Raw genomic sequence first — 21,817 nt, 5'->3', positions numbered from 1 at the left:
TATCCTTAATATTCCATATAATAATATTTTAAAGCAAGGAGATACATCGCTTTATAGAGAACTGTATACTAGAGATCTACTAAGGAGGTTCCTATGAAAAAAGTAACTGTAACGTACGTACTACTTTACGATGAGTTTCAAGAAAAAGTATTAATGGTTAAAAATACAGGTTCAAATGCTTCTTATTTTACTTTACCGGGTGGTGCAGTCGAGTTTGATGAAACGTTAGAAGAAGCAGCAATTCGCGAAGTAAAAGAAGAGACAGGATTAGATATAGAGGTAGATGGGATTTTTTCAATAAGTGAAGCATTTTTTGAAGAAAGAGGTCACCATGCTATTTTCATTAACTTTATTGGGAAAATTACAGGTGGAGAAATACATATATCACGACCAGAAGAGATCGAGGAAGTTACGTGGATGGAACTACAAATTGCAGAAACATATTTACGACTTCCCGAACATTTAAAAAATCTATTGCAAAGAAAAGAAACTGTACCATATATTTTTAATGGGACAATTATTCACAAATAATAAAGCTAATATTTTAAGTTGAAACAAATATGAGAAGAAAGATACTTAATAACCAAGAATATCCTATTGAAAATAAATTAGAGTAATTGATTCAAAACATGAATGGAAAAAGGTTTATTAAAATACAAATCGTTACCTTTTTAATTATTATGCACAGAAATAATAGGGGCTTAGGAGAAATAACTATGCAAATATATAACGAAATACTTTCAAGCGAAAAACTTGAGGAACTTATACTGAATGAAAGCGGAGAAATACTAGAAAATTTGAATAACAAAGAAATGTTTATTAGTAGTTTTATTGATTATTATACAAAAGAATACGAGAATTCGGAATGTAATTACGTTGAACTATTTGACATTGACAGTCCAGACTATATTAAATTTGAATTAATAGATAACAAAGTGTTTATTACTGCTTCTTTGTTTGCAGGATTATCTATATGGTTGGATAAAAAAGCGTTAGGAAAAGTAACAGCTACTATAGAGGGTGTTTATTCGTTCATATTGATTGATACAGACGGCAACATTATTACCTTAGATGAAAAGTTACATTTACATGAGAGTTCTTTTGCTATTATAAACTTTGAAGTAGAGAAACTAAAAAGTATCGATCAATATTTTGATGACTATACGATTATATAAGTAATGGTTGCCTTATATTAAAATTAGAAACTATGTTTTATTAAAAGAAATGATGAGATACTCATGTTAAACAAAAAATACGCCCCTGCTAAAGGATTATGGAACGGAGTAGGCGGAAAAATAGAGAGCGGAGAAACGCCATTAGAAAGCGCAATTTGTGAAATAAAAGAAGAAACAGATATCGATATCAAAAGAAATCAAATCCAGTTCAAAGGTATCATAACATGGGAAATGGATCATACATATTCAGGTGGCATGTATGCGTATGTAGTAGATGTGCCTAATGACTTTTACTACGAAACTCCTTAAATCATACATTAGTAGAATATGAATGCAAAGAATTTAACAGGTTAGACAACCTACCTCTAAATAACCTAGTGAAAAAATAGGATAACATCAGTTTTTTAATTTAGTAAAAGGCCCGTACGAAAGAAGAACTCCATGTTTTGAAAAAACGCTTAAACTGCTTCATTTTAGTTGAGTGTAGAACGTATTTTGAGATGTTTGTAAAAAGTACACTATTAGTTATTGTATAAAGATAGCGCAATTTAACAAGGGAGGGATTACATATGTACAAAATTGTATTTTTTGATGTTGATGGCACCCTATTAAGGGAAGTGGATAGAAGTATACCGTTAAGCACAAAAGAAGCACTTGAGAAATTAATCGAGAGAGGATTAAAAGTTGTAGTTACAACAGGAAGACCGTACAATTTGTGCGAAGAGTTTAAGACTATGGGCATTGATACGTTTATTTCTGCTAATGGTGCGCTTATAACATGTAACGAGAAGGTTATACATAAATCAGTACTATCAACAGAAACAGTTCAAGATGTTTCTGCTTTTGCTGAGTTGAACGGACACGGTGTTTCTTATTTTACCAAGCTATTTACGATGAACGGCATGGGTTCCGATGATGAGCGGGTCATGGGGGCATTAAAAGAAACTTTGAACCTTACACAATATCCCGAAAAAATGAAATCTCTATCAGACGAAATTTACTGTATATGTTTGTATGCGGACGACAGTGAAGCGCAAAAATTTCTAGATAGATTTTCAAAACTTAGATTCGAGCGTTTTCATGGCTACGTAATGAATGTACTTGAAGAAACGGAAGTATCCAAATCAGCTGCGATTAAAAAAGTATTGGAGCATCTCAACTTTTGCAAATCCGAAGCCATTGCTTTCGGTGACGGCGGAAATGATATCGACATGTTGGAGTATGTGGGTTTGGGAATTGCCATGGGAAATGGAGAAGATACGTTAAAACAAAAAGCAGACTTCGTTACCAAAAGAGCAAGCGAAGGAGGAATATCTTACGCGTTAAAGAAATTTGGTGTCATTTAAACTAGAGTAACATTACAAATTTGTAATGTTTATGTCACCTTTTTTTGTTTTTATACTGCAGTTCACTTAACCACGCTAAATTTTGTCCCATTTGTTTGTCATGTGAGTAATATGAAAAATCCGAAAAAACTGGCTGAGGGGGGATGCTTAATTCTTCTTTTACTTGATTTGGAATATACGTTTTAAGGGTATCAATTCGAATCTTGATTAACTTTTCTAGCAAATTCACATCATATGATGCTTTAGGCGCTACTTGTTTTAAATCATTCGAATGCTGTTGGATAAATTCTTTTACTTTTTCATATTTACGTAAAAGAGAGGACTGCATTGTTTGAAATTCTTCATAAGTAGAAACGGAACGGTATTTCACAATTTCTTCTTCTGCTTCTACAAGTTGTTTTCCTATTTCCGGATTTAATTTTCCAATCCATTCATTTGCAGGAGTTGCAAATGTTGCAGTAGAAGCATTCCACGGTATTTGTATGTCAAACCCTGTTAAAATAATGGGCGTTCCTTTTTCCTTTTGTTCTTTTATGTATTGAAATAATTCTTCTACATCTTTTGTGAACCAATTGCCAAAAATAGATTTTTTCATGGTTTGCTCAGCAGTTAAATCATCTAAGTTTTGATATACGGAATTCGCTGCCGTAAATCCTGATTCAAACGCAAGTACATCATAACCCATTTCTTCATGTAAATACTTAATCATTTAAACCTTTGATTGATTCATTTCTGTTGAACCATGAGTAGACTCACCTAGTAAGACAATAACCCCTCCTAAATTTTTATAAACCTTATCACATAAATCTAATCAGCTATGATTCATTTAAACAAAATAGGAACAATTAGATTTATATATTCATACTAAAGGATGGAATTTATACAAATCAAGAAGAATAGGAGGATATTTCTGTTTAATTTAAAAATTTTATAAATTAAACAGTGTTAAAATAATCCTCAGAAGAGAACTCGAGGAAATATGCTACATAATTGCCACAAAAATAGAGCAGATAGCAGCAGAAAAAATGGAGGATACGAAGATCTACAATGAATAAAAATGTTACTCCGATTTTAATAGATAAAACAGACGGAACATCAGTTCTTTTATATAATGATATGGAAGATGCGCACTTCATTTATATCTATTGAAAGGAGAGAATCGAAATGACTGACAGGAGCAAAAAGAAATCTAAATGCGCACTGGAAAAGGACGAAATGATTAAACTGTATTTAAAAGGGGAGAGCACGTCAAATATTGCAAAACTAGCTAATGTTTCACCTAGATATGTTCGGATGGTCCTAACGGATAACAACGTTGAAAAAAGAGCAAGAGGCAGCTGGAAACGAAAATATAACTTAAATGAAGATTACTTTAAGCGTTGGTCTAATACTATGGCATATATTTTAGGGTTTTTCATTGCAGATGGTGTCATTACAAAAGATAACCAAACTGTAAGTATTTCTCAAAAAGAATCAGCGATTTTAGAAGATATAAAAATAAAACTCAATTCAAACCAACTATTATATAAAAACAAGAACACTGGTGTTTATATGTTAAATTTAAATAGCAAAATCATGAAAAATGATCTAATAAACTTACATGGAATCATGCCTTGTAAATCATACGACGTACAATTTCCATTTGTTCCAAAAGAGTATCTGCATCATACCGTGTGATACTTAGTGGTCGAAGAACTATTAAACTTTTTTCTAATTGGATCTATAAAGATAAAGAAATATTTTTACAAAGAAAATATGATGTGTTCCAAAAAGAACAATTGGACTTAGAACAACTACAAGATAGAAAGTTAAAAAGAACAAGAACGGCAGTAGCTCAACGAAAAAAAGAATTTCTTATTCAATATCAACAACATCAATGCATTGATAAATCCTGCGAAAATATTAGCATTAAAAAATCAACATTCAAAAACTGGTTACAAAGTGATTCCAAATTTAAAAATAGCTTCGAACAAATTAATTAAAAATAAAATCCCTTGTACAGATTAGTGTGAATGCTATATTTCAACGCTAATCTTTTTTCTGTCAAGCAACAGAAGTAAAAGGGAGATTTAAACTAAAAACAAGTTACTTCTATTTTCACAGTTAACATAATATATATTATAGGTAGTTATACAAAAGAAGTGTTTCCTTGTCTCTGAACACAAGTATACTATACAAAATGAGATGAAACGGATATTTTTTATGAAATCGGCTTTACATATTACTTATTTAAATTTTTATAAATTTTATAGTAAATGTACGATTAAATTTCTCTACAGCATTTTTAGAATAAAAATTTTGCTGAGTTTACAACATACAAAAACATTGATGAACATAAATTTATTACGTAATTCGTTAAAAATTTTTTTGTTATTACATTGTTTCCGCGTGCGCATTTAAGTTTTTCATCATCTATTATACATTTCCTTATAATTACATCTTATTTTCTTAATATGGTTAAATTTAGGGTTTATCTATAACAGGTTGTTTATTGCGTTGTATTTTTTATCTTAGTTAACATAACCCGATACTATTCCTATAAAAATTCTCCCTATTTTTTAGGAAGAATTTTTATATTGGTTTATATTTCTTTTTGTAAATTATATTGACTTTTTATTCATGTAACTACGTACATAAGTTTTAAAATTGTGATTTCACACTAAGATTCTTGCTATAACCGGTAATTCACACAGATATAGCGAAATACTTCAACCCCTCTTCCCTATTTTCCGCTATATTAAAGGTGTTTTTAGACTTAACAGCAATCCCAATTATAAAGTACATTTGAAAAGTTTAGGTTTAGTAGATCTTCTTTTCGTATAAAAAAGTTAGCAATGCCGCAATCTCCCCACATAATTCCTAGAGAATCATCTGTATCGATTTGTAGCAATAAGATATTATGTTCTTGATAGGTTTCTTCCCATTCTCTTGGATCCGTTTGTGTGAAGAATGGATATCCTCCAATTTTATGCCCTTGGCTTTCAAAGTGTTTATTGTACAATCTATGAAATTCCATTTCTACGCTATCGTCATCGATTCCTTCTAAATGAATTGCATCTCTAAAAAACTCTTCAAATCGATAATCTCCTAGTGTTACAGGGTGATAACCTGCTTCAAATCTTAACTTTGCTGCTCTAGGCACAATAAAATTCTCTGAATCAATAGCATTTAAGTAGCTAAAATCCGTTACAATTTGAGTTTCATCTTGCGTTAATTCTGCATGATAAATAATACGAAAATCTTTTTGTTTTGTTGGATGGTCAAAATCAGCCCCAACAAGATCAGCATCTCTGCTTACAAAAAACTATAGTAATCCTTTCTTTGGCACAGATTCAATATGCGGAATCTCTCTAAAATTCAACTGCACAAGTAACATCATAGGCTGTCCATTCGAATCCTTTGGATGCTCATGATGAATAGGTACATACGGATACCCACCAAATTCACTTTCAAATATGGTATGTATTTGTCACCCTCTACTCCTCCTTTGCATAATATATGAAATAAGCCTATTTTAATTATATAACAAGAAATAGGCTTATTGAAAAATACTAAAAATCCGTTTTCACTCTCATTTTTTGTGCAGATGCTGGGCACAAAAGGTTATGTTCCAAAACTTTTTTATTAATAGTCCGAACTAGCTTTGCTGCTTCTTTAGAATCTATAATCTCTTTCAGCTTTTCCTTTAAATAATCAATTTCTTTCGAAAGCTCAATCCACCTAGGCAAAACATGATTATCTTTCAATGTTTTATAAAGTTGTTTTTCAGGATTATACGAAAGGCTTTTATCAATATTAAGTGGTTTCCCCTTGCCAGGTAGGTCATCAAAAGCTCCTGATTTTTCTGCCCGCTTAACGATAGAACTAATATGATCTTCATACGTGAAATCCCAAGCCTTCTCATCCTTTACTAAAATCTCTTGTTTTTTTAACTCTTTATCTAAATCCTTTTGATTCATATTTTACTTCCTCATTTCTTTTTAAGATAACGATCTTGAATTATTTAATGCTAATAAACCTTTAGTAAGTTGCTCTCGCCACCAAATCTCGTCGTGACCGCCTTGAAACTCACTATAGGTAATTTGGTATTCTTTTTCTCTAAGCGTCTTATACAGGCTCCTATTGGCTTTTAAAAGCGATTCATTCTCAAGAGTTCCAGCTGCCATATACATACGTAATCTCAGCGTATTACTAATTGATAAAAATTGTTTCTCCATCCAGGGAAGTTTTTCTTCATACCCGTCCTTTTTCCAATGTACAGAACCTGACAATGACAGCACATTTCCGAAAACATGAGGATTCTGAAGTGCTGTATAAAACGCCGCTAGGCCACCTAAACTTAAACCAGCAATTGTTGCATGCGCCGGATCCTTATATACATGATATTTTGTTTGAATCCAAGGAAGTAGCTCTTCTATTAAAAATGCATTCATCTTGTCGTTATAAGTAAGCTCATTTAATCGATCTACGTGTTCAATTCCAACAACAATACACGAAGGTATTTCTTGTTTATGAATGAGATGATTGAGTGTTGCTGGTGCTGAAAGATTTTGCATAAATGAGTTTCCATCAAATGTGAGGATAAGATTTTGAAGGCTTGATGTAAGAGAATAATCATGAGGTGTGTAAATATATATCTTTCGTGTATTGCCTAAAACAGAACTGTAAAAAGAATATGTTTCAACTTTTCCCTGAGGATTATAATTTTTAGGGAATCTTTTATCGTACTGCATTTCCATTCCTATTTCTAAAACAGCTGCTCTATCTGTTCCTTCTCCAAATATATGACTGTTAAATGGATCTAACTGATACTGTTCACTACGCGCTATCCAATTTTGTTCAAAATAATCATTAACTGAAAAGTGATAGGTAGAAATAAACTTTTTGTTCGTTCTGAATGTTTTGTACCATAAATTCGTGTCTGAAAGCCGTTCTAGTCGATTAGAATGAAGATCCCAACCAGGATAACTACCAAATACATAAATATTTTCTGTGTCTTTATCGCCTAGCCATATGTAAGTAATAAGATGATACTGATTATTCATTGGACAAGTTTCTATAAGTGGCGTCTCATTTGCTTTGAGTTCATCTAAAAATGTATGAAAAGCTCGTGTATCTCCATTGCTTAATTGATCTGTAAGCTCTGTTATTTTGGGGCTTAGTATTGACTTCATTCCTTTTCCCTCCTCCACTGCAGTATATTAGTACTTCTTTTTTTGTAAATAAATTCCTATATAAACAGGGTACTAATGTTGTATATTTTATGAACAAAAACACACAAACAATATAGTCTGTGTGTTTACATTCTTATTTTACATGCTGTTTCCTAGTATCCACTGTTCACCCCTATAGTTATTATTTCTCTATCCATTCTAATAACTGCTCATACTGATTCTTTGCATCCTGATACCCAAGATTATATAAATTAACAAGCTTGTCCTTATTTCTTTCAATCCCACTAACAGGAAGCTGCATGCTTGGTTGAATTACAAAAAAGTTTTCTTTTTGTTCATCTGAAGACATGTATGAAATGCTCTCATTATAAAACCGATAATGATCTACTAAAAGCTTAGAGACTTTCGGATATCGTCTATATAAATATTTTGCCATTGGTGAAAACTTATTACGCTTTTTCTCATATCCTTTTGGCTTTGTCATAATAACAATGTTTTTTTGAAATCCATCTATTTGTGCCTTTCGAACAGGGATAGGATCAATGATCCCCCCATCTAAAAGTTTTTTACCATCATAGTCCACAGCTGGAGCAATAAATGGAACAGAACTTGATGCGCGAATAATTTTCAATATATCATTCCCATGCTCTTGCTTATTATAATAAACAGCTTGTCCTGTCTCGCAATCTGTTGTGCCTATTACAAATTGCTCATTTGCATGTGAAAAAGTTTGAAAGTCAAATGGTACAATTTTATTAGGCACTTCATCAAAAAGAAAGTCCATACCAAACAATTCTCTTTTTCGTATTAAGTTTCGATAAGATATATAACGATGATCAGATACTAACTCTGTATTTACTTTTTTATTCCTTCCTTTTTGACGCGATAAATAAGTTGCACCCATGCATGCTCCTGCCGATACTCCAACTACATATGGGAAAAACAAATCATTTTCCATAAAGTACTCAAGTACCCCTGCTGTATATAACCCTTTCATGCCTCCACCTTCTAATACTAAACCGATATTTTTCATTTATAATCCCTCTATATTTGTTTCTTGATTTTCTAAACACTTATATTTTAGCACAAGATATTATGATGAAGTATCAATAAATTCATTGCATTTGCTTAAAAAAGCTCTTGCTGCATTGTAAGAATCTCTTAGTCTATAACATGATACAATAAAAGAAACTCATTCCACAGATCATAAAGGAGGAATTTTATATGGGTTTATTTAGTGGTATTTTCGGAAATGCATCTGATACGAGTACAGAAAATGTTGAGCGTGACTTACAGAAGATTATGCTTGATGATGAACAAGTTGAGTATGCGTATAAATTGATTCGAGATTTAATTGTATTTACAGATCGACGAATGATTTTAGTAGATAAACAAGGAGTAACTGGTAAGAAAACAGAATATCATTCTATTCCATATAAAAGCATTACACAATTTAGCATTGAAACAGCAGGTCATTTTGATTTAGATGCAGAACTTAAAATTTGGGTATCTAGTATGCATGAACCGATTACAAAGGAATTTAAAAGTGATGACAGTATTTTAAGCGTTCAAAAAGCATTAGTAAAATATACAACAAAATAACGCCTTTGCATTTTTATACAAAAACAAAAGTTATAACCCCGTGTTTTTTGGAACAACATGCATTGTTTTGTTTTAAAAATACAAAAAAACTTCGCAGCATTGTATTATATAGGACCAAAATAAAGGGATAGATAATACAGATATACTCTGTTGTATCTATCCTTTTAAAATCTATTTTTATAATTTTTTCTTATAATAAACAAGTGTTGTATTATCATTCAACTTCTTTCTTAACCCCGTCTGAATGTAGCCCACTTTTTCATACAGATAACAATTACGTTCTTCTTCTAAAATGGTAGCTAATTCCCAACTAGTTGCTTGTGGGAACATCTTCTCTATTAAAACGAGTGCTTTCTGGGCTACCCCTTTCCCTTGATAAATAGGCAGAATAAACATAGGGCTTATCCAGAATTCCGTTGTCTTTTCTTTCCAAAATATACAAATAGCCCCCGCAAGAGTATTATCAACTAATATTTTATAAAATCCACCATAAGGATTGTTTATTCTTGTAATTACTTTATCAATTGTTTCATTAGCAGGATTCGTTTTATAGTCCTTATATTTTTCTAATAACGGTTTAAATGCTTGTACTTGAATATTGAAAATATATTCCGCATCAAAACTTATTGCTCTTTCTAGTGTTATTTCCATAACATTTACCACCCTAATCGCTCCCGTAAAGAAGTGATATGTGCAGTATGATGCCGACCGTGCCATGCATATAATCCAATTGCTACCTCCAGTTTTGTTTCACCTGATTCAGGATGATTAAAAGTTTTTTCAAGATCTGTATGCTCTAAAGAGCTTAATACATTTACCCATCTTTTATGTAATGAATCTAATAATACAAGGGAAACATCTACAGGTAATTTTGAATCAGGGAGCTCTGCCCATTTCTCTTCCATATATGGTTTAATTGTCGGGTTATTTTCTGTAAGAGCTAACTTAAAACGAATATAACTATTCATATGACTATCGACAACATGATGAACAACTTGCCGTACTGTCCATCCACCCTTTCGATAAGGTGTATCTAGCTGTTCTTTATCTAAACCGTTAATTGCTTTTGTTAGTTTTGCAGGGAGATTTTCAATTTCTTGAATCCACTTTTCTACCATTTCCTCCGTAATATTTCCTTCATAAGTAAACTTCCCAATTGGATAACGTAAGTCCTGCATTGTATTGTTCCCCTTTTGTTTTAAAATTTCCTTTATAATACTTTAGTATGTTTCCAAACGTAATGAATGAAATTAATCATTTGACCATTTAACCCTATACCTTTTTTATCAATTGCGGTACGTGAAAAGCCGCTTTTTTCTAATACTAGTTGTGAAGCAATGTTATTATTTGTTGTCTTTGCATGAATTTCGATAATTTGATGGTTTGCTGCTTGAATTAAGAGTAATTGGACGGCCTTAGTTGCAATTCCATTTCCGATAAAATCTTCTCCTACACGATAACCAAGATATCCCAATTCTCTATCTTTCTCTATGTCTACTAAGTTTATTCGACCTACAATTGTTTTTTCCATATTCCGTATAAGATAAAAGTAGGAAGTGCCTTCTTTTTGTTCCTTTAACAATTCATCATGTTTAGATTGAAACGTCTCATAAACATAGTAATCATCACCACGACTCGGTACCATCTTTTCAAAAAAAGTTCTATTATAACTCTCAAAAGCAAACAATTCTTCCGCATCTTGTTTCTTTAATTTTTCTATGTATATTTCCATTCATGACTCATTCCTTTTTAATCAATTATCTACTTATAAATTCTCCATTTAATAGTTAAAATCCTACTGCTTGTAATGAGATTAACCTCCTTTATTTTTTCGAGTTGTAAGAATAGCAAGCCATACCTTAGGATGAAGAAGATGTAGGGGACTACGCATAAGGTTCATGACCCTAACTAAACGAATGTAAACGTCTGTATTACTCGCGGAAAGTTGGTATATTTTTTTCGTATACCATTGTTGAAATGGTTGTATAAAAGGCTTTTCTCCTTTTATCTTAGGGTGACGGAAAGCTTCTGTAGTAACCATTTCCCACGGCGTTGCAATAATTTTTGAAATTCGCTTATAAAAGTCACGCGTAAAATCTTTCTCTAGCACTTTCCCCTTCTTTAAACACATTTGTAATTCTTCAGCTTCCATAGCAGTGACAGAAATTCCTTGTCCAAAAACTGGATCAAAGCGACAGTGAGCATCTCCAATTACTAAAAATCCTTTTGGCATATTTTTCACTAAATCGAATCGACGACGAACTTGGTATGGAATCTTATGTATTTTTATATCTGTAATTGGCTCTGCTTGTTCAAGAAAATGAATGACATCTGGTGCAGGTAACTTATAAGCAAATGCAAGAAATTCTTCATCTGTTTTTGGTGCATTTTCATTGGCGTATCCGCTAAAAGTCACGAAATATCGATTGTCTTCAATGGTTTGAATAAAGGCGCCATAAGGATTTTCAGGAAAGCTAGGAGAAATAAGTAAATTACACCAATCAGGATATTCATTCTTTTTTAGACGGAATACCCTAGTCGCGTAAAATAATTGAATCCATACTTTTTCTTCTTTTACTTCTATGTCATGTGTTTCTAACCATTCTATAGTTTTCGAACCAAATCCACTTGCATCCACAACTAGTTCTGCGTGGAAATTTTCTTTATTTCCGGTCTTCACGCATCGCACTTTTACTCCAGAGATTTTGTTATGCTGCCGATCTATTATCAACTGTTCAACCATTGTTTCATATTTTGTTGTAATATTAGTTACTTCACTCATTCTTTTTTGTATGTGCCACTCAAGCATAGGACGACTTTGTTGAACCGCATTCAACTCTCCGATAAATGGTTGTTTCCATAAACCAAAATGATGCCATTTCAAATCCCCAGTAAAATTATTTTCGATACCACCATCTTCTTTTAATTGATTCATAATTGCCGGGAATAATTTCTCAATTGCTACTTCACCACCTTTTAATAACACATGAGGATGATGGCTTTGAGGTACTCTTTTTCTAGGCCTTTTTTCATTCCATTCTTCGCCTGCTTCTAAAATTATTACTTCTTGAAAATAATCAGATAAAGCTTTTGCTGCTAGTTTCCCAGCTATACTTCCACCAATAACGATTGCTTTTCCTAACATTTTTTTACCTCCCGCAAGATATTTCCGCTACTTTCATGATGCTAAAATAAATTTTTCATTTTCCTCTTTATTCTTCTGACATATTAATAGAATCATAAAATAAAAAATCCTGCTATAAAATTGCGCAACAGGATTTTTTTATCAACATTTATTCGTCTTTCCCCTTAATTACAAGTACTATTTAAGCAAAGAATCAACATGTAATTCCGCTAAAAATAGCATTGTTTATCTAATAACGTTCACCAGCAAGACTCAGCATAAAATAAGATTATTGCATGACTGTATTTTTTCAAGGTCGTTCTCCTTAAAATACGCCAGTGAACTGTAAAGTTAAAATGATAATGCCTAGAGCCCAAACATAATATGCAAATACTTTAAGAGAATGCTGCTTTAAATATTGAATCATCCAAGATACTGCAATATATCCAAAAAATGCAGCAGATAAGGCGCCAACGATTAACGATGTACTTGAAATGCTTTCAGCTTTCCCTTGAAATACGTCTACAGACTGTAAAATGATTGCTCCAACAATAGCGGGAGTAGATAACAAAAACGAAAAATATGCAGCTGTTTCACGATCTAATTTTCTCCAAAGTGCTGCGACAATCGTCATACCAGAACGAGAGATTGCTGGAAAAATAGCAAACGCTTGAAACGAACCAATAATAAAAGCATCTTGATATGTAATGTCATCCATTTTCTTACGTCCATTTTTTTGTTTCTCTGCCATATATAAAAACAAACCTGTCACTAAAAACTCCCATCCGATTGTTACACCCGTTTTTGAAATCTCTTCAAAGAAATCTTTAAATAATAAGCCAATTATAACTGCTGGGATTGTTCCAACAATGAGTAAAAATGTAAGCTTTGAAAGTGGATTTTTAATTAAATAGATAAACTCTTTTTTATAATAAATAAACACCGCTAACAGGGTACCAATATGCAGCATCGTGTCTAAAAAAAGCCCAGCTTCATCTAAATGAAACAAATGTCTTCCTAAATACAAGTGTCCGGTACTGCTTATAGGTAAAAATTCCGTTAATCCCTGAATAATTCCTAATATAAAAGCTTCTAACCAGTTCATGATTGTCTCCTTTCTTGTTTGCTTGTACCAGTATATGTTTGTTTTTACCTGTTATGAAAGAAAAGAAAGGTAAAGGAATTCAAGATTTAAGGACTTTTCCAAACAACAAAAAAAGAGGGTATATACCCTCTTAACATAAACTTTATTTAATTTGTTCTTTATGTTCATGATTAACAAGAACATACCATTTACCTGTATCAAACTTTTCTTTATTAATCACATAAACTTTATTTCCTCTCTTTACATCACCAGGTTTTAATTCCTTACTAATAGTAGAGGTCTCGCCTTTTTCAACCTCATAACTACTAGTTGCCCACACATCACTTTGGTAAGCATTATCATTTTCATCCACTAAATCAACTGATGGCAAAACTGCTAATTTCATCGGTTCGTTTGTGATATTTTTCCCTTCAACCTCTATAACAATAAAGACATGTCCATTTTCAGGCTCTTGGATCCCTATACTTTCTTTACCAACCTTATCTCTTTCTACAACTCTTTTCACAGTTACATCAAATTTTGGCGTATTAAAAGTTTTGTTTAATGAATACTCTTTTTCTTTTATTTTTGTCTTTTCTTTTGTTTGTTCCGTGTTTTTCGAATCTGTATTCCCTTTCGTTGTATCGTGTGTTTTCACATTCTTTTCTTCTTGCTTAGAAGTGGTTTCTTTAGATTCAGAAGAAGTTTTGTCAGATGTACTTCCACACCCAGATAAGTTAAATACTAAAGCGCCACCCAAAATACATGTAGTAAATTTTTTCAACATCCTTTTTTATCCCCCAATAAACACAATATATAAATTTCCTATTTATCATAGCAAAAAACAATTTTTTGCATTGTTATATTTTGTCGAATAGTCTAAGGGGATCAAATGTTTTTTATTAAATAAAAAAACATGACCTTAATATAATACTAAGATCATGTTTTAAATTACTCTTATTTTATTTATAAAATACTTTATCAACATTATACTTCGCTTGAAGTTCATTAATGATGTATGTTTCGTAAATTTCTCTTTCCATTGGATCTTCTACAATACATACATCAATACGGTATACTTCATCGCGATGTGCTTGAATTGGTGAAACATTGTCTTCAAAATGCTTTTTAATACGCTGTCTTATTTTACGTGCTTTCCCAACAAAAAGAAGTTCATCATTAATGTTATAAAACATAAAAATGCCGCCTTTATCTCTTGGAAACAGGTGGAAATCAATGAATCCATGAATTGGAGTGATTCTTGGCTCATCGCCTTTTATTACTTGTTTTCTTTCTGTTATAGAAACATCAACTGCAGGTAAATCAATTTTAATCAAGTTACTTCACGTCCTCTTTTATAGTAAAGGTAAATAATAGCATAAGTATGAAAGAAAAGCTATGCGTGTTGATTATAAATGTAATTTAATTAAATTTATACAATCGATTTGCTAAAACAACTTTCATTATCTACTAAATATTATAGGTATATCATTTATGCATTTTCTCCAAATCATATGATCATACGCCTCGCCCCAATAATCCTTTAACAAAAAGTTAGGCTCTCCAAATTTTTTCTTCCATATTTTTTGTGCGTTAGTATATCCGCTATCCAAACAGAATTCTTTTATTCCTTTATCCAATAAGGTAAGAAAAATCGCATTTAAAAGCAAATTACCTATGCCGCGTCTTTGGTAATTCGGGAGTACAAATACAGTCCCTATCTCATATAAGTCTTTTAATGCGCCATCTGTGCAATTATTAATCAGTTTACTAGATGGCCCAAATTCAATTGTGCCGAAAATTTTATTACAATGTTTGTCTACAGCGATCAAAAAATATCGATTTTTCCCGTCGCTATCAAAGTCACATTTCAAGTACTGTTTTTTAGTTTCAATTTCATTTTCTATATCGCCAGTCAACTCCGATAAACCTTCTCTAGCAAACGTATCTACAATGACTGTATGAAACAATTGATGTAACTCTTCATAATCACCAATGATTGGTCTTCTTATTTCAACGTTATACACTTAAGGCAACTCCTTAATCCTCTAAAATTGTATGTGTAATTGATTTATAATTTTCATGCTATCTATTTCAAATTTACAATCAATATAGCTTTTCTCCAAAATGCTCAAAATTCCCTCTGCAAATATAAAAAGAAACAAAAAAAGATTAGGTAGCTATTCCTAATCTTTTTTTGTTTCTAGATCTAATCACTATTCAAGTGCACCAGCTACATCATAATGACTTAAATCCAATTCTATCGGTTGGTCAAGAGCAAGTTTTGCAAGTTCTGAACCTAAGTATGGACCTGCTGTTAATCCAGAAGCACCTAGGCCGTTCGCAACTAGTATACCTTTAAAATTAGGTAACGGACCAATGACTGGAAGAAAACCTGGTGTAAATGGTCTAAAACCAACTCTTGTTTCCAGCATCGTACTATTTTCTAACCCTGGTGCCACAGACAATGCTTTATCAAATACTTCATGTAAACCACCAGCTGTAACACGATAATCAAGACCAGTATCATTTTCATGTGTTGCACCTACAACTACACGGCCATCTTCAAAAGTTAAAATATATTGATCGTTTGGCGGCATAACAACTGGCCAATTTTCAGTATTCGTATTCGGCATATGTAAATGAACAATTTGTGCTTTTTGGAAAGTCACAAGAAAGTTAACACCAAGAGGTTTTAACAACTCATTTGCCCATGCTCCTGCAGTAACAATTACTTGATCTGCCGTTACTGTTTCACCATTTACATGAACACCTTTAACATAATTGTTTTCATGAATTAAAACAGCATCTCCCTTTATAAAGGTAGCGCCATGTTTTTTCGCAGCATTTACAAGAGATTGACGAAGTGCTCGTCCATTTACCCGAGCAGCACCGCTTATACGCACAGCTCCATATTCTTCCGATAACGGCGGGAATAATTTTTTTGTTTCCTCTGGTGATAGACGAGTGATTTCGCCAATTTCAGGAGCATCCTCACGTCGTTTATATGCTCGCTCCTCCATTTGATCTAACTTTTTATCATCTGTATGTAGGCTAATAGCACCTACTCGATTATAACCTGTATCTATTTCACCATCTTCTTCTAATTGCTGGATTAAAGAAGCGTAATATCTCGCTCCACCTTTCGCGATTTTATACCAAGCTTTGTTACGCCGTTGTGAAAGCCATGGACATACAATTCCTGCTGCTGCATCCGTTGCTTGTCCTAAATCCTGGCGATCAACCAAAGTAACACGAGCTCCCTCTTTAGCGAGATGATAAGCAGTAGACGCCCCTAAAATTCCAGCTCCAACTACAATATACGATTTCATTTCAAACACCTTTTCTTATTCATTCTTTTATATTCTATTTACTGCACGAGAGCTCTACACATTTTATGTGCTGTAAAAAGCCACTCTCATAAATTCTGAATCATATTCAGTATACTTGAAGGAGATGTTTTTTCAACTTTTCTCTTCTATTAATTGTGTCATCATTATGTATTTTGATATCGAAAACGGAAGTTCATAAAAAAACATATTCTTGATGAGATCAAGAATATGTTTTACATCTTAAAATTAGACTTACGGTACCTATAACTACACTTTAAAAAAATTCCACTCTTTTTGAATATCCTAGTTTTACTATTAAATCTTCTTTATTTCTTCTTTCTGCGGAATAAATCAATTGATTTATAACCTTGTGAAAGGATTTCAACCATTTGCTGCGCACGCTTTTCACGTGTCTGTTGCTGTTTTGCTGAGAATATGTGGCGTGCCCAATCTTTTTGATAGCCTGGTGTTAAACTTTGATAAAACTGAAGTTCATTTGGGTGTTTAGCTAATAATACTTCTACATCTTTAATATTCTCTACATAATCAGAAACACATTGACTGGCAGCAGATGTCTTTTTAACTTTCTTTTTTTCGCATTTCAAACCAACGACAGTAAAGACATCATCCATACTTACCATCCGTGCGAACTTAATATCACTATTGCCTACATATCCATCTTCTCCAACGTTCATTGCTGGAAATATTTCATCTCTGTGAACAAAAGTTTCATAACGAGTGTTACCTTTTTTCGGATAAGCGAAAAATAAATAACCTTTTTCGAGTAATATTTGCTTATTAATAATAAGTTGCGTGTACTTTACCATCTCATCAATTGTTTCTACAAAAATGAAAATAGCATCATGATCTTTAGATAACTTAATTGCTTGTTCAGTAAAAAGGGCATAATCGTTTGGTTGATTAATCACTGCCATATTACTATATTTACTAAGGTTCAATTTATCGATAACTGACATAGTAGACTCCTTTTTTATTCATTGTTACTTTTATCGTACCTATATTACCATAAAAGAGAATGACCTTACTGTGCAAACCAAACCATTTATTTACCATGACGCTTTTACATTAAGGATCATACTATTTCTATTTTGAATGCAAAGGTAAGGTTTACATTTCAATGTTAAATATATCATGTAAGAGCTTCTTATAGTGATTCTCTGTAATTACACTTTTCCTTTTTTGACCATTCATTACTTGAGTCAAACTATCTTTCGTCAAAGAGACATATCCAGAATGCGTAAGTTTTACTGCAATCGGCCCTTTATTAAAACTAGAATTCTCATCTTCTATGACTTTTCTTTGAACTTCATTTAAAGTTGTTTCATCAATAGGATCCGTACGAAAAGCATGACATACTTTCCATTCTATCTTTTCATGTGGGTCATGCCACGAATGAGTGTCTCGTCTTTCTAAAATATAAGTTCCTTTATCTGTATCTTTTCTCCTAACACGATATTCGCCATTTTTTGAAGTAACAATCTCACCAGTAAACGGTACAAGTGTGAGAGGTACAAGTGAGGCAATTCCTACATCAGCTAAATACGATACTGAATCATAATTTAAAATGATTGTAATATGGCTTTCTTCAAGAGCCCATACATTTAAATCACTTTTATAAACTGTGCCTAATGCTAACTTCACATCGAATCCACAATCTTTTAATAAGTAATATAGAATAGAATTCATTTCATAGCAAAGCCCACCTCGTGAACTCATTAGTATTTTCTTTTGTAAATTCTCTTTAGAAATTTCTTTCGTATTACCTGTTACGATATCTAAATTCTCAAACGGAATTTCATACGCAATTGCGCTAATTATTTTGTTCAAGTCCTCAAATCTCACAGTCTGTTGTTTCTTTAGGTTTAACCTTGCAAAAAACTGATCTTGTAACTCTGTCATATAAAGCACCCCTTCAATATTTAGAGTGAATGTATTATATGCTAATTTTAAAAGCTATGAAGAGCATCAACAATGTTCATTTACAATAACTGTACCGGTACAAAATTCCTGATTTTTAATAAAAAGAAGTAGATACCGATGTTTGAAACACCAGCATCTACTTCTTTTTCATTTTATTTTAATGTGTTTTGAACAACAAGGTCCGGAAATATTGATTCCATAACCATAAAGGTGTATGAATATCACTTGGAGTAAACACACTTCCTATTAACACTTAATCCTACGCTACAGCCACAACTTGACTGCTATCAATTGTAGATAATTCTCTACTTATACATAGATAACAATTACAAACTTATGTAACCAACTCTTCATATAACAATGTAAAGAATTACCCTTTTCATTCATTTTTCATGCGTATCTATGTACATTTTTTTATTTATTAGTTATATTATGGTTATTGAATGATTACGAAAATAAATCTATCGCTTATAAAAACGTTTGTATTTTTTATATCCATAACAACACTACAAAATGTATGAAAATCCATTTGTCAAATGAATTCTACACGGAAGGAGGCTTGTAGTTCGTTCATCAGGATATAAAAAAACAGTTTTCTTTTTAGATAACTGCTAAAAAATACAGGAGGCGACACGATGTTTCGTACGATTTCAAACTTTATGAGAGTAGCTGAGATAAGAAGGAAAATCTTTTTTACACTTGCGATGTTAATTGTTTTTCGAATTGGCACGTTTATACCAGTTCCTCATACTAACGCAGAGGTATTAAAAGTACAAGATCAAGCCAATGTTTTAGGTATGCTTAATGTATTTGGCGGAGGAGCCTTACAACACTTCTCAATCTTTGCTGTAGGTATCACACCATATATTACAGCCTCCATTATTGTACAGTTGTTACAGATGGATGTTGTACCTAAATTTACAGAGTGGGCAAAGCAAGGGGAAATGGGCCGTAAAAAATCAGCTCAGTTTACCCGATACTTTACAATCATTCTCGCATTTATTCAAGCCATTGGAATGTCTATTGGCTTTAACAATATAGCAGGCGGGCAACTAATTTCTAATCCAGGATGGACTACGTATTTATTTATCGCTACAGTGCTAACTGCTGGTACTGCATTTTTACTTTGGTTAGGTGAACAAATTACTGCAAACGGCGTAGGTAACGGAATTTCAATGCTTATCTTTGCAGGACTTGTTGCAGCGATTCCAAATGTCGTAAATCAAATTTATTTACAACAATTCCAAAATGCTGGAGATCAACTCTTTATGCATATTGTAAAAGTAGTATTGATTGGACTCATTATTTTAGCGATCGTTGTTGGTGTTATTTACATCCAACAGGCAATTCGTAAAATACCTATTCAATATGCAAAAGCTGTTTCAGGGAATAATCAATATCAAGGGGCAAAAAATACACATTTACCGCTTAAAGTAAACAGTGCGGGTGTAATTCCTGTTATTTTTGCTTCTGCATTTCTAATGACACCACGGACCATTGCGCAGTTATTCCCTAACTCTGATATATCTAAATGGTTAAGTACAAATCTGGACTTTACACATCCAGTTGGAATGATCCTTTACGTTGGACTCATTATTGCTTTCACATACTTCTATGCATTTGTTCAAGTAAATCCTGAACAAATGGCCGAAAACTTGAAAAAGCAAAATGGCTACGTTCCAGGTATTCGACCAGGGAAATCGACAGAGAAATATGTAACAAAAATTTTGTATCGCTTAACGTTTATTGGTGCAATTTTCTTAGGTGCTATTTCAATTTTACCAATTGTATTTACGAAAGTGGCTACTTTACCACCTTCTGCTCAAATTGGTGGTACAAGTTTACTCATCATTGTAGGGGTAGCGTTAGAAACAATGAAAACACTAGAAAGCCAGCTTGTGAAGCGTCACTATAAAGGGTTTATAAAGAAAGTAAACTAATATTTTTACATACAAATTAGGCATAATGAAACCCTCTCATTTTCTATATGAGAGGGTTTTTATTTATGTAACTTTGAAAAACAACAGTATACATATAAAAAAACATTTAATTACATATCAATTCCATTGTCATAAACACACTATTTTATTCTTCTATTTCACAACTGAAATACAATCATGTTACATTTCTTTTTTCAATAATCTCCCCTGTTTAAAGTACACTCCAAGTGTAGAGCGATTTGCTAAAAATACACCAATCAAGATGAGACACGCTCCGATTCCCATTACTGGATTAATTGGTTCTCCTAAAAATACGTATCCTGTAATAACAGCAATTGATGGAGATACATACAGCCAAGTTGATGGGAATACTGGATTGGTCTTTGACAAGAGCCAATAATATAAACAATTGACCCTACAAAGATAAGATATAGAATGGGCCATTGTACACTCCAAGATGTTAATATATCGAGATTTGGCTGTTCTATAAAAGTAGAACTAATCAGAAGAAAAAGTCCACCGTAAAACATTTGGATTCCGTTAATGAGAAACGGCGATACTTTTGGCAGATCTGACAGTATTTCTTTTGAATGGATGGAACCTATGCCATAAAATAATTCGCCGACTAATATGACAAGGCAAGCGATACTCCATATAAAAGTGAGTTGTTGGTGCATCCCTGGTAAGGAGATACAAACAACTCCAATAAGCGCTATGATTAGAGCGAGAAATTGCTCCCGTTGTAGTTTTGTTTTATTTCTCTTCGATTGTAATAACAAAATCATCATTGGCCCTGTTGCAGAAAGAACAGCTGCTAAACCCGAAGAAATATACTGTTCAGCCCAATATAATGTTGCAAATGTCATAAAGGTTAAACAAAAACCAGCATATATAATTCGTTTTGAAAGTAGATATGGTATAATACCTTTCCGTTTTAAGGTAAATATGATGATTAGAATAACACCCGCTAAAAAGAAACGGATTCCCGCCGAGAATAATGGTGGTGCCCCCGCTTCAATCCCAATTTTTATCGTTAAAAATGTTGTGCCGAAAATCATACAAATTAAAATATAATTAAAAATGACTATTATGTTTCCTC

General features: G+C 32.6%; 20 protein-coding genes and 4 pseudogenes. 7 read left to right on the top strand and 17 right to left on the bottom strand.

What is annotated here, in order from left to right; all coding sequences use genetic code 11:
* Window positions 1-93: 93 nt before the first annotated feature.
* The 4 genes and pseudogenes from C568_RS0101230 to C568_RS0101215 all read left to right on the top strand — a co-directional run bounded on the left by C568_RS0101230 (window position 94) and on the right by C568_RS0101215 (window position 2,521).
* Entirely contained in the window at window positions 94-531 is a 438-nt protein-coding gene (locus C568_RS0101230; protein ID WP_006094969.1) for an NUDIX hydrolase, read from the top strand.
* 98 nt (window positions 532-629) lie between these two features.
* Complete coding sequence (locus C568_RS0101225) at window positions 630-1,175, top strand: hypothetical protein (protein WP_231398611.1); 546 nt, start codon at window positions 630-632, stop codon at window positions 1,173-1,175.
* A 63-nt stretch (window positions 1,176-1,238) separates the two neighbouring features.
* A pseudogene (locus C568_RS31670) lies at window positions 1,239-1,481 on the top strand (NUDIX domain-containing protein); the annotation flags it as partial.
* A gap of 263 nt (window positions 1,482-1,744) precedes the next feature.
* On the top strand, window positions 1,745-2,521 hold the full coding sequence (locus C568_RS0101215) for a Cof-type HAD-IIB family hydrolase (RefSeq protein ID WP_018780530.1): 777 nt from the start codon (window positions 1,745-1,747) through the stop codon (window positions 2,519-2,521).
* Window positions 2,522-2,555: 34 nt separating this feature from the next.
* Here the strand turns inward: C568_RS0101215 and C568_RS31665 are convergent, their stop codons facing one another.
* Complete coding sequence (locus C568_RS31665; RefSeq protein WP_018780529.1) at window positions 2,556-3,230, bottom strand: erythromycin esterase family protein; 675 nt, start codon at window positions 3,228-3,230, stop codon at window positions 2,556-2,558.
* Between the two features lie 455 nt (window positions 3,231-3,685).
* On the opposite strand from C568_RS31665, the pseudogene C568_RS31660 reads away from it, so the two are divergent.
* Window positions 3,686-4,503, top strand: a pseudogene (locus C568_RS31660) (LAGLIDADG family homing endonuclease).
* Window positions 4,504-5,276: 773 nt separating this feature from the next.
* Here C568_RS31660 and C568_RS35075 read toward each other — a convergent pair.
* From C568_RS35075 to C568_RS0101180, 4 genes and pseudogenes are all read right to left on the bottom strand, one after another.
* Window positions 5,277-5,981, bottom strand: a pseudogene (locus C568_RS35075) (YwqG family protein); the annotation flags it as partial.
* 91 nt (window positions 5,982-6,072) lie between these two features.
* Window positions 6,073-6,480: a J-domain-containing protein gene (locus C568_RS0101190; protein WP_018780524.1), complete on the bottom strand. Its 408-nt coding sequence runs from the start codon at window positions 6,478-6,480 to the stop codon at window positions 6,073-6,075.
* A 21-nt stretch (window positions 6,481-6,501) separates the two neighbouring features.
* Window positions 6,502-7,695, bottom strand: coding sequence for an alpha/beta hydrolase (locus tag C568_RS0101185; protein ID WP_018780523.1), 1,194 nt, complete (start codon window positions 7,693-7,695; stop codon window positions 6,502-6,504).
* 181 nt (window positions 7,696-7,876) lie between these two features.
* Window positions 7,877-8,728, bottom strand: a complete 852-nt coding sequence (locus tag C568_RS0101180; protein WP_018780522.1) for a patatin-like phospholipase family protein — start codon at window positions 8,726-8,728, stop codon at window positions 7,877-7,879.
* A gap of 191 nt (window positions 8,729-8,919) precedes the next feature.
* Between C568_RS0101180 and C568_RS0101175 the strand changes: the two genes are divergently transcribed.
* Entirely contained in the window at window positions 8,920-9,297 is a 378-nt protein-coding gene (locus tag C568_RS0101175) for a PH domain-containing protein (RefSeq protein ID WP_003197904.1), read from the top strand.
* 177 nt (window positions 9,298-9,474) lie between these two features.
* Here C568_RS0101175 and C568_RS0101170 read toward each other — a convergent pair whose 3' ends face one another.
* The 11 genes from C568_RS0101170 to C568_RS0101120 all read right to left on the bottom strand — a co-directional run bounded on the left by C568_RS0101170 (window position 9,475) and on the right by C568_RS0101120 (window position 18,757).
* Window positions 9,475-9,948, bottom strand: coding sequence for a GNAT family N-acetyltransferase (locus C568_RS0101170; protein ID WP_018780521.1), 474 nt, complete (start codon window positions 9,946-9,948; stop codon window positions 9,475-9,477).
* Window positions 9,949-9,953: 5 nt separating this feature from the next.
* Window positions 9,954-10,475 carry a YfiT family bacillithiol transferase gene (locus tag C568_RS0101165; protein WP_018780520.1) on the bottom strand — a complete coding sequence of 174 codons (522 nt, stop codon included), beginning with the start codon at window positions 10,473-10,475 and terminating at the stop codon, window positions 9,954-9,956.
* A gap of 32 nt (window positions 10,476-10,507) precedes the next feature.
* Complete coding sequence (locus C568_RS0101160) at window positions 10,508-11,029, bottom strand: GNAT family N-acetyltransferase (protein WP_018780519.1); 522 nt, start codon at window positions 11,027-11,029, stop codon at window positions 10,508-10,510.
* Window positions 11,030-11,110: 81 nt separating this feature from the next.
* A complete protein-coding gene (locus C568_RS0101155; RefSeq protein WP_018780518.1) occupies window positions 11,111-12,442 on the bottom strand; it encodes an NAD(P)/FAD-dependent oxidoreductase in 1,332 nt (443 codons plus the stop codon).
* Window positions 12,443-12,746: 304 nt separating this feature from the next.
* Window positions 12,747-13,526: an undecaprenyl-diphosphate phosphatase gene (locus C568_RS0101150; protein ID WP_018780517.1), complete on the bottom strand. Its 780-nt coding sequence runs from the start codon at window positions 13,524-13,526 to the stop codon at window positions 12,747-12,749.
* A gap of 142 nt (window positions 13,527-13,668) precedes the next feature.
* Entirely contained in the window at window positions 13,669-14,292 is a 624-nt protein-coding gene (locus C568_RS0101145) for a DUF4352 domain-containing protein (protein WP_018780516.1), read from the bottom strand.
* Between the two features lie 175 nt (window positions 14,293-14,467).
* Window positions 14,468-14,842, bottom strand: a complete 375-nt coding sequence (locus C568_RS0101140) for a nucleotide excision repair endonuclease (protein WP_006094986.1) — start codon at window positions 14,840-14,842, stop codon at window positions 14,468-14,470.
* A gap of 126 nt (window positions 14,843-14,968) precedes the next feature.
* On the bottom strand, window positions 14,969-15,532 hold the full coding sequence (locus C568_RS0101135; protein WP_018780515.1) for a GNAT family N-acetyltransferase: 564 nt from the start codon (window positions 15,530-15,532) through the stop codon (window positions 14,969-14,971).
* A 189-nt stretch (window positions 15,533-15,721) separates the two neighbouring features.
* Entirely contained in the window at window positions 15,722-16,837 is a 1,116-nt protein-coding gene (locus C568_RS0101130) for an NAD(P)/FAD-dependent oxidoreductase (protein WP_018780514.1), read from the bottom strand.
* A 326-nt stretch (window positions 16,838-17,163) separates the two neighbouring features.
* The gene (locus C568_RS0101125) at window positions 17,164-17,814 is read right to left on the bottom strand and encodes a YdeI/OmpD-associated family protein (protein ID WP_018780513.1); all 651 of its coding nucleotides are present in this window, start codon (window positions 17,812-17,814) and stop codon (window positions 17,164-17,166) included.
* Between the two features lie 151 nt (window positions 17,815-17,965).
* Window positions 17,966-18,757: an arylamine N-acetyltransferase family protein gene (locus tag C568_RS0101120; RefSeq protein WP_018780512.1), complete on the bottom strand. Its 792-nt coding sequence runs from the start codon at window positions 18,755-18,757 to the stop codon at window positions 17,966-17,968.
* 656 nt (window positions 18,758-19,413) lie between these two features.
* Between C568_RS0101120 and secY the strand changes: the two genes are divergently transcribed.
* Window positions 19,414-20,718, top strand: coding sequence for a preprotein translocase subunit SecY (gene secY, locus C568_RS0101115; protein WP_018780511.1), 1,305 nt, complete (start codon window positions 19,414-19,416; stop codon window positions 20,716-20,718).
* A gap of 180 nt (window positions 20,719-20,898) precedes the next feature.
* On the opposite strand, the pseudogene C568_RS31655 reads toward secY, so the two are convergent.
* Window positions 20,899-21,806 (bottom strand): annotated as a pseudogene (locus C568_RS31655) (DMT family transporter).
* Window positions 21,807-21,817: the final 11 nt, after the last annotated feature.

The organism is Bacillus sp. 95MFCvi2.1, from assembly GCF_000374965.1.
GTDB lineage: Bacteria > Bacillota > Bacilli > Bacillales > Bacillaceae_G > Bacillus_A > Bacillus_A pseudomycoides.
The sequence above is the reverse complement of the archived record's forward strand: the minus strand, read 5'-3'. Positions and strand labels throughout refer to the sequence as shown.

Coding starts and splice junctions, on each gene's coding strand:
- C568_RS0101125 (WP_018780513.1), bottom strand. CDS start 17,814: ATGTCAGTTATCGATAAATTGAACCTTAGTAAATATAGTAATATGGCA.
- C568_RS0101155 (WP_018780518.1), bottom strand. CDS start 12,442: ATGTTAGGAAAAGCAATCGTTATTGGTGGAAGTATAGCTGGGAAACTA.
- C568_RS0101160 (WP_018780519.1), bottom strand. CDS start 11,029: ATGGAAATATACATAGAAAAATTAAAGAAACAAGATGCGGAAGAATTG.
- C568_RS31665 (WP_018780529.1), bottom strand. CDS start 3,230: ATGATTAAGTATTTACATGAAGAAATGGGTTATGATGTACTTGCGTTT.
- C568_RS0101190 (WP_018780524.1), bottom strand. CDS start 6,480: ATGAATCAAAAGGATTTAGATAAAGAGTTAAAAAAACAAGAGATTTTA.
- C568_RS0101170 (WP_018780521.1), bottom strand. CDS start 9,948: ATGGAAATAACACTAGAAAGAGCAATAAGTTTTGATGCGGAATATATT.
- C568_RS0101185 (WP_018780523.1), bottom strand. CDS start 7,695: ATGAAGTCAATACTAAGCCCCAAAATAACAGAGCTTACAGATCAATTA.
- C568_RS0101165 (WP_018780520.1), bottom strand. CDS start 10,475: ATGCAGGACTTACGTTATCCAATTGGGAAGTTTACTTATGAAGGAAAT.
- C568_RS0101120 (WP_018780512.1), bottom strand. CDS start 18,757: ATGACAGAGTTACAAGATCAGTTTTTTGCAAGGTTAAACCTAAAGAAA.
- C568_RS0101180 (WP_018780522.1), bottom strand. CDS start 8,728: ATGAAAAATATCGGTTTAGTATTAGAAGGTGGAGGCATGAAAGGGTTA.
- C568_RS0101225 (WP_231398611.1), top strand. CDS start 630: ATGAATGGAAAAAGGTTTATTAAAATACAAATCGTTACCTTTTTAATT.
- C568_RS0101230 (WP_006094969.1), top strand. CDS start 94: ATGAAAAAAGTAACTGTAACGTACGTACTACTTTACGATGAGTTTCAA.
- C568_RS0101130 (WP_018780514.1), bottom strand. CDS start 16,837: ATGAAATCGTATATTGTAGTTGGAGCTGGAATTTTAGGGGCGTCTACT.
- C568_RS0101150 (WP_018780517.1), bottom strand. CDS start 13,526: ATGAACTGGTTAGAAGCTTTTATATTAGGAATTATTCAGGGATTAACG.
- C568_RS0101175 (WP_003197904.1), top strand. CDS start 8,920: ATGGGTTTATTTAGTGGTATTTTCGGAAATGCATCTGATACGAGTACA.
- secY (WP_018780511.1), top strand. CDS start 19,414: ATGTTTCGTACGATTTCAAACTTTATGAGAGTAGCTGAGATAAGAAGG.
- C568_RS0101215 (WP_018780530.1), top strand. CDS start 1,745: ATGTACAAAATTGTATTTTTTGATGTTGATGGCACCCTATTAAGGGAA.
- C568_RS0101145 (WP_018780516.1), bottom strand. CDS start 14,292: ATGTTGAAAAAATTTACTACATGTATTTTGGGTGGCGCTTTAGTATTT.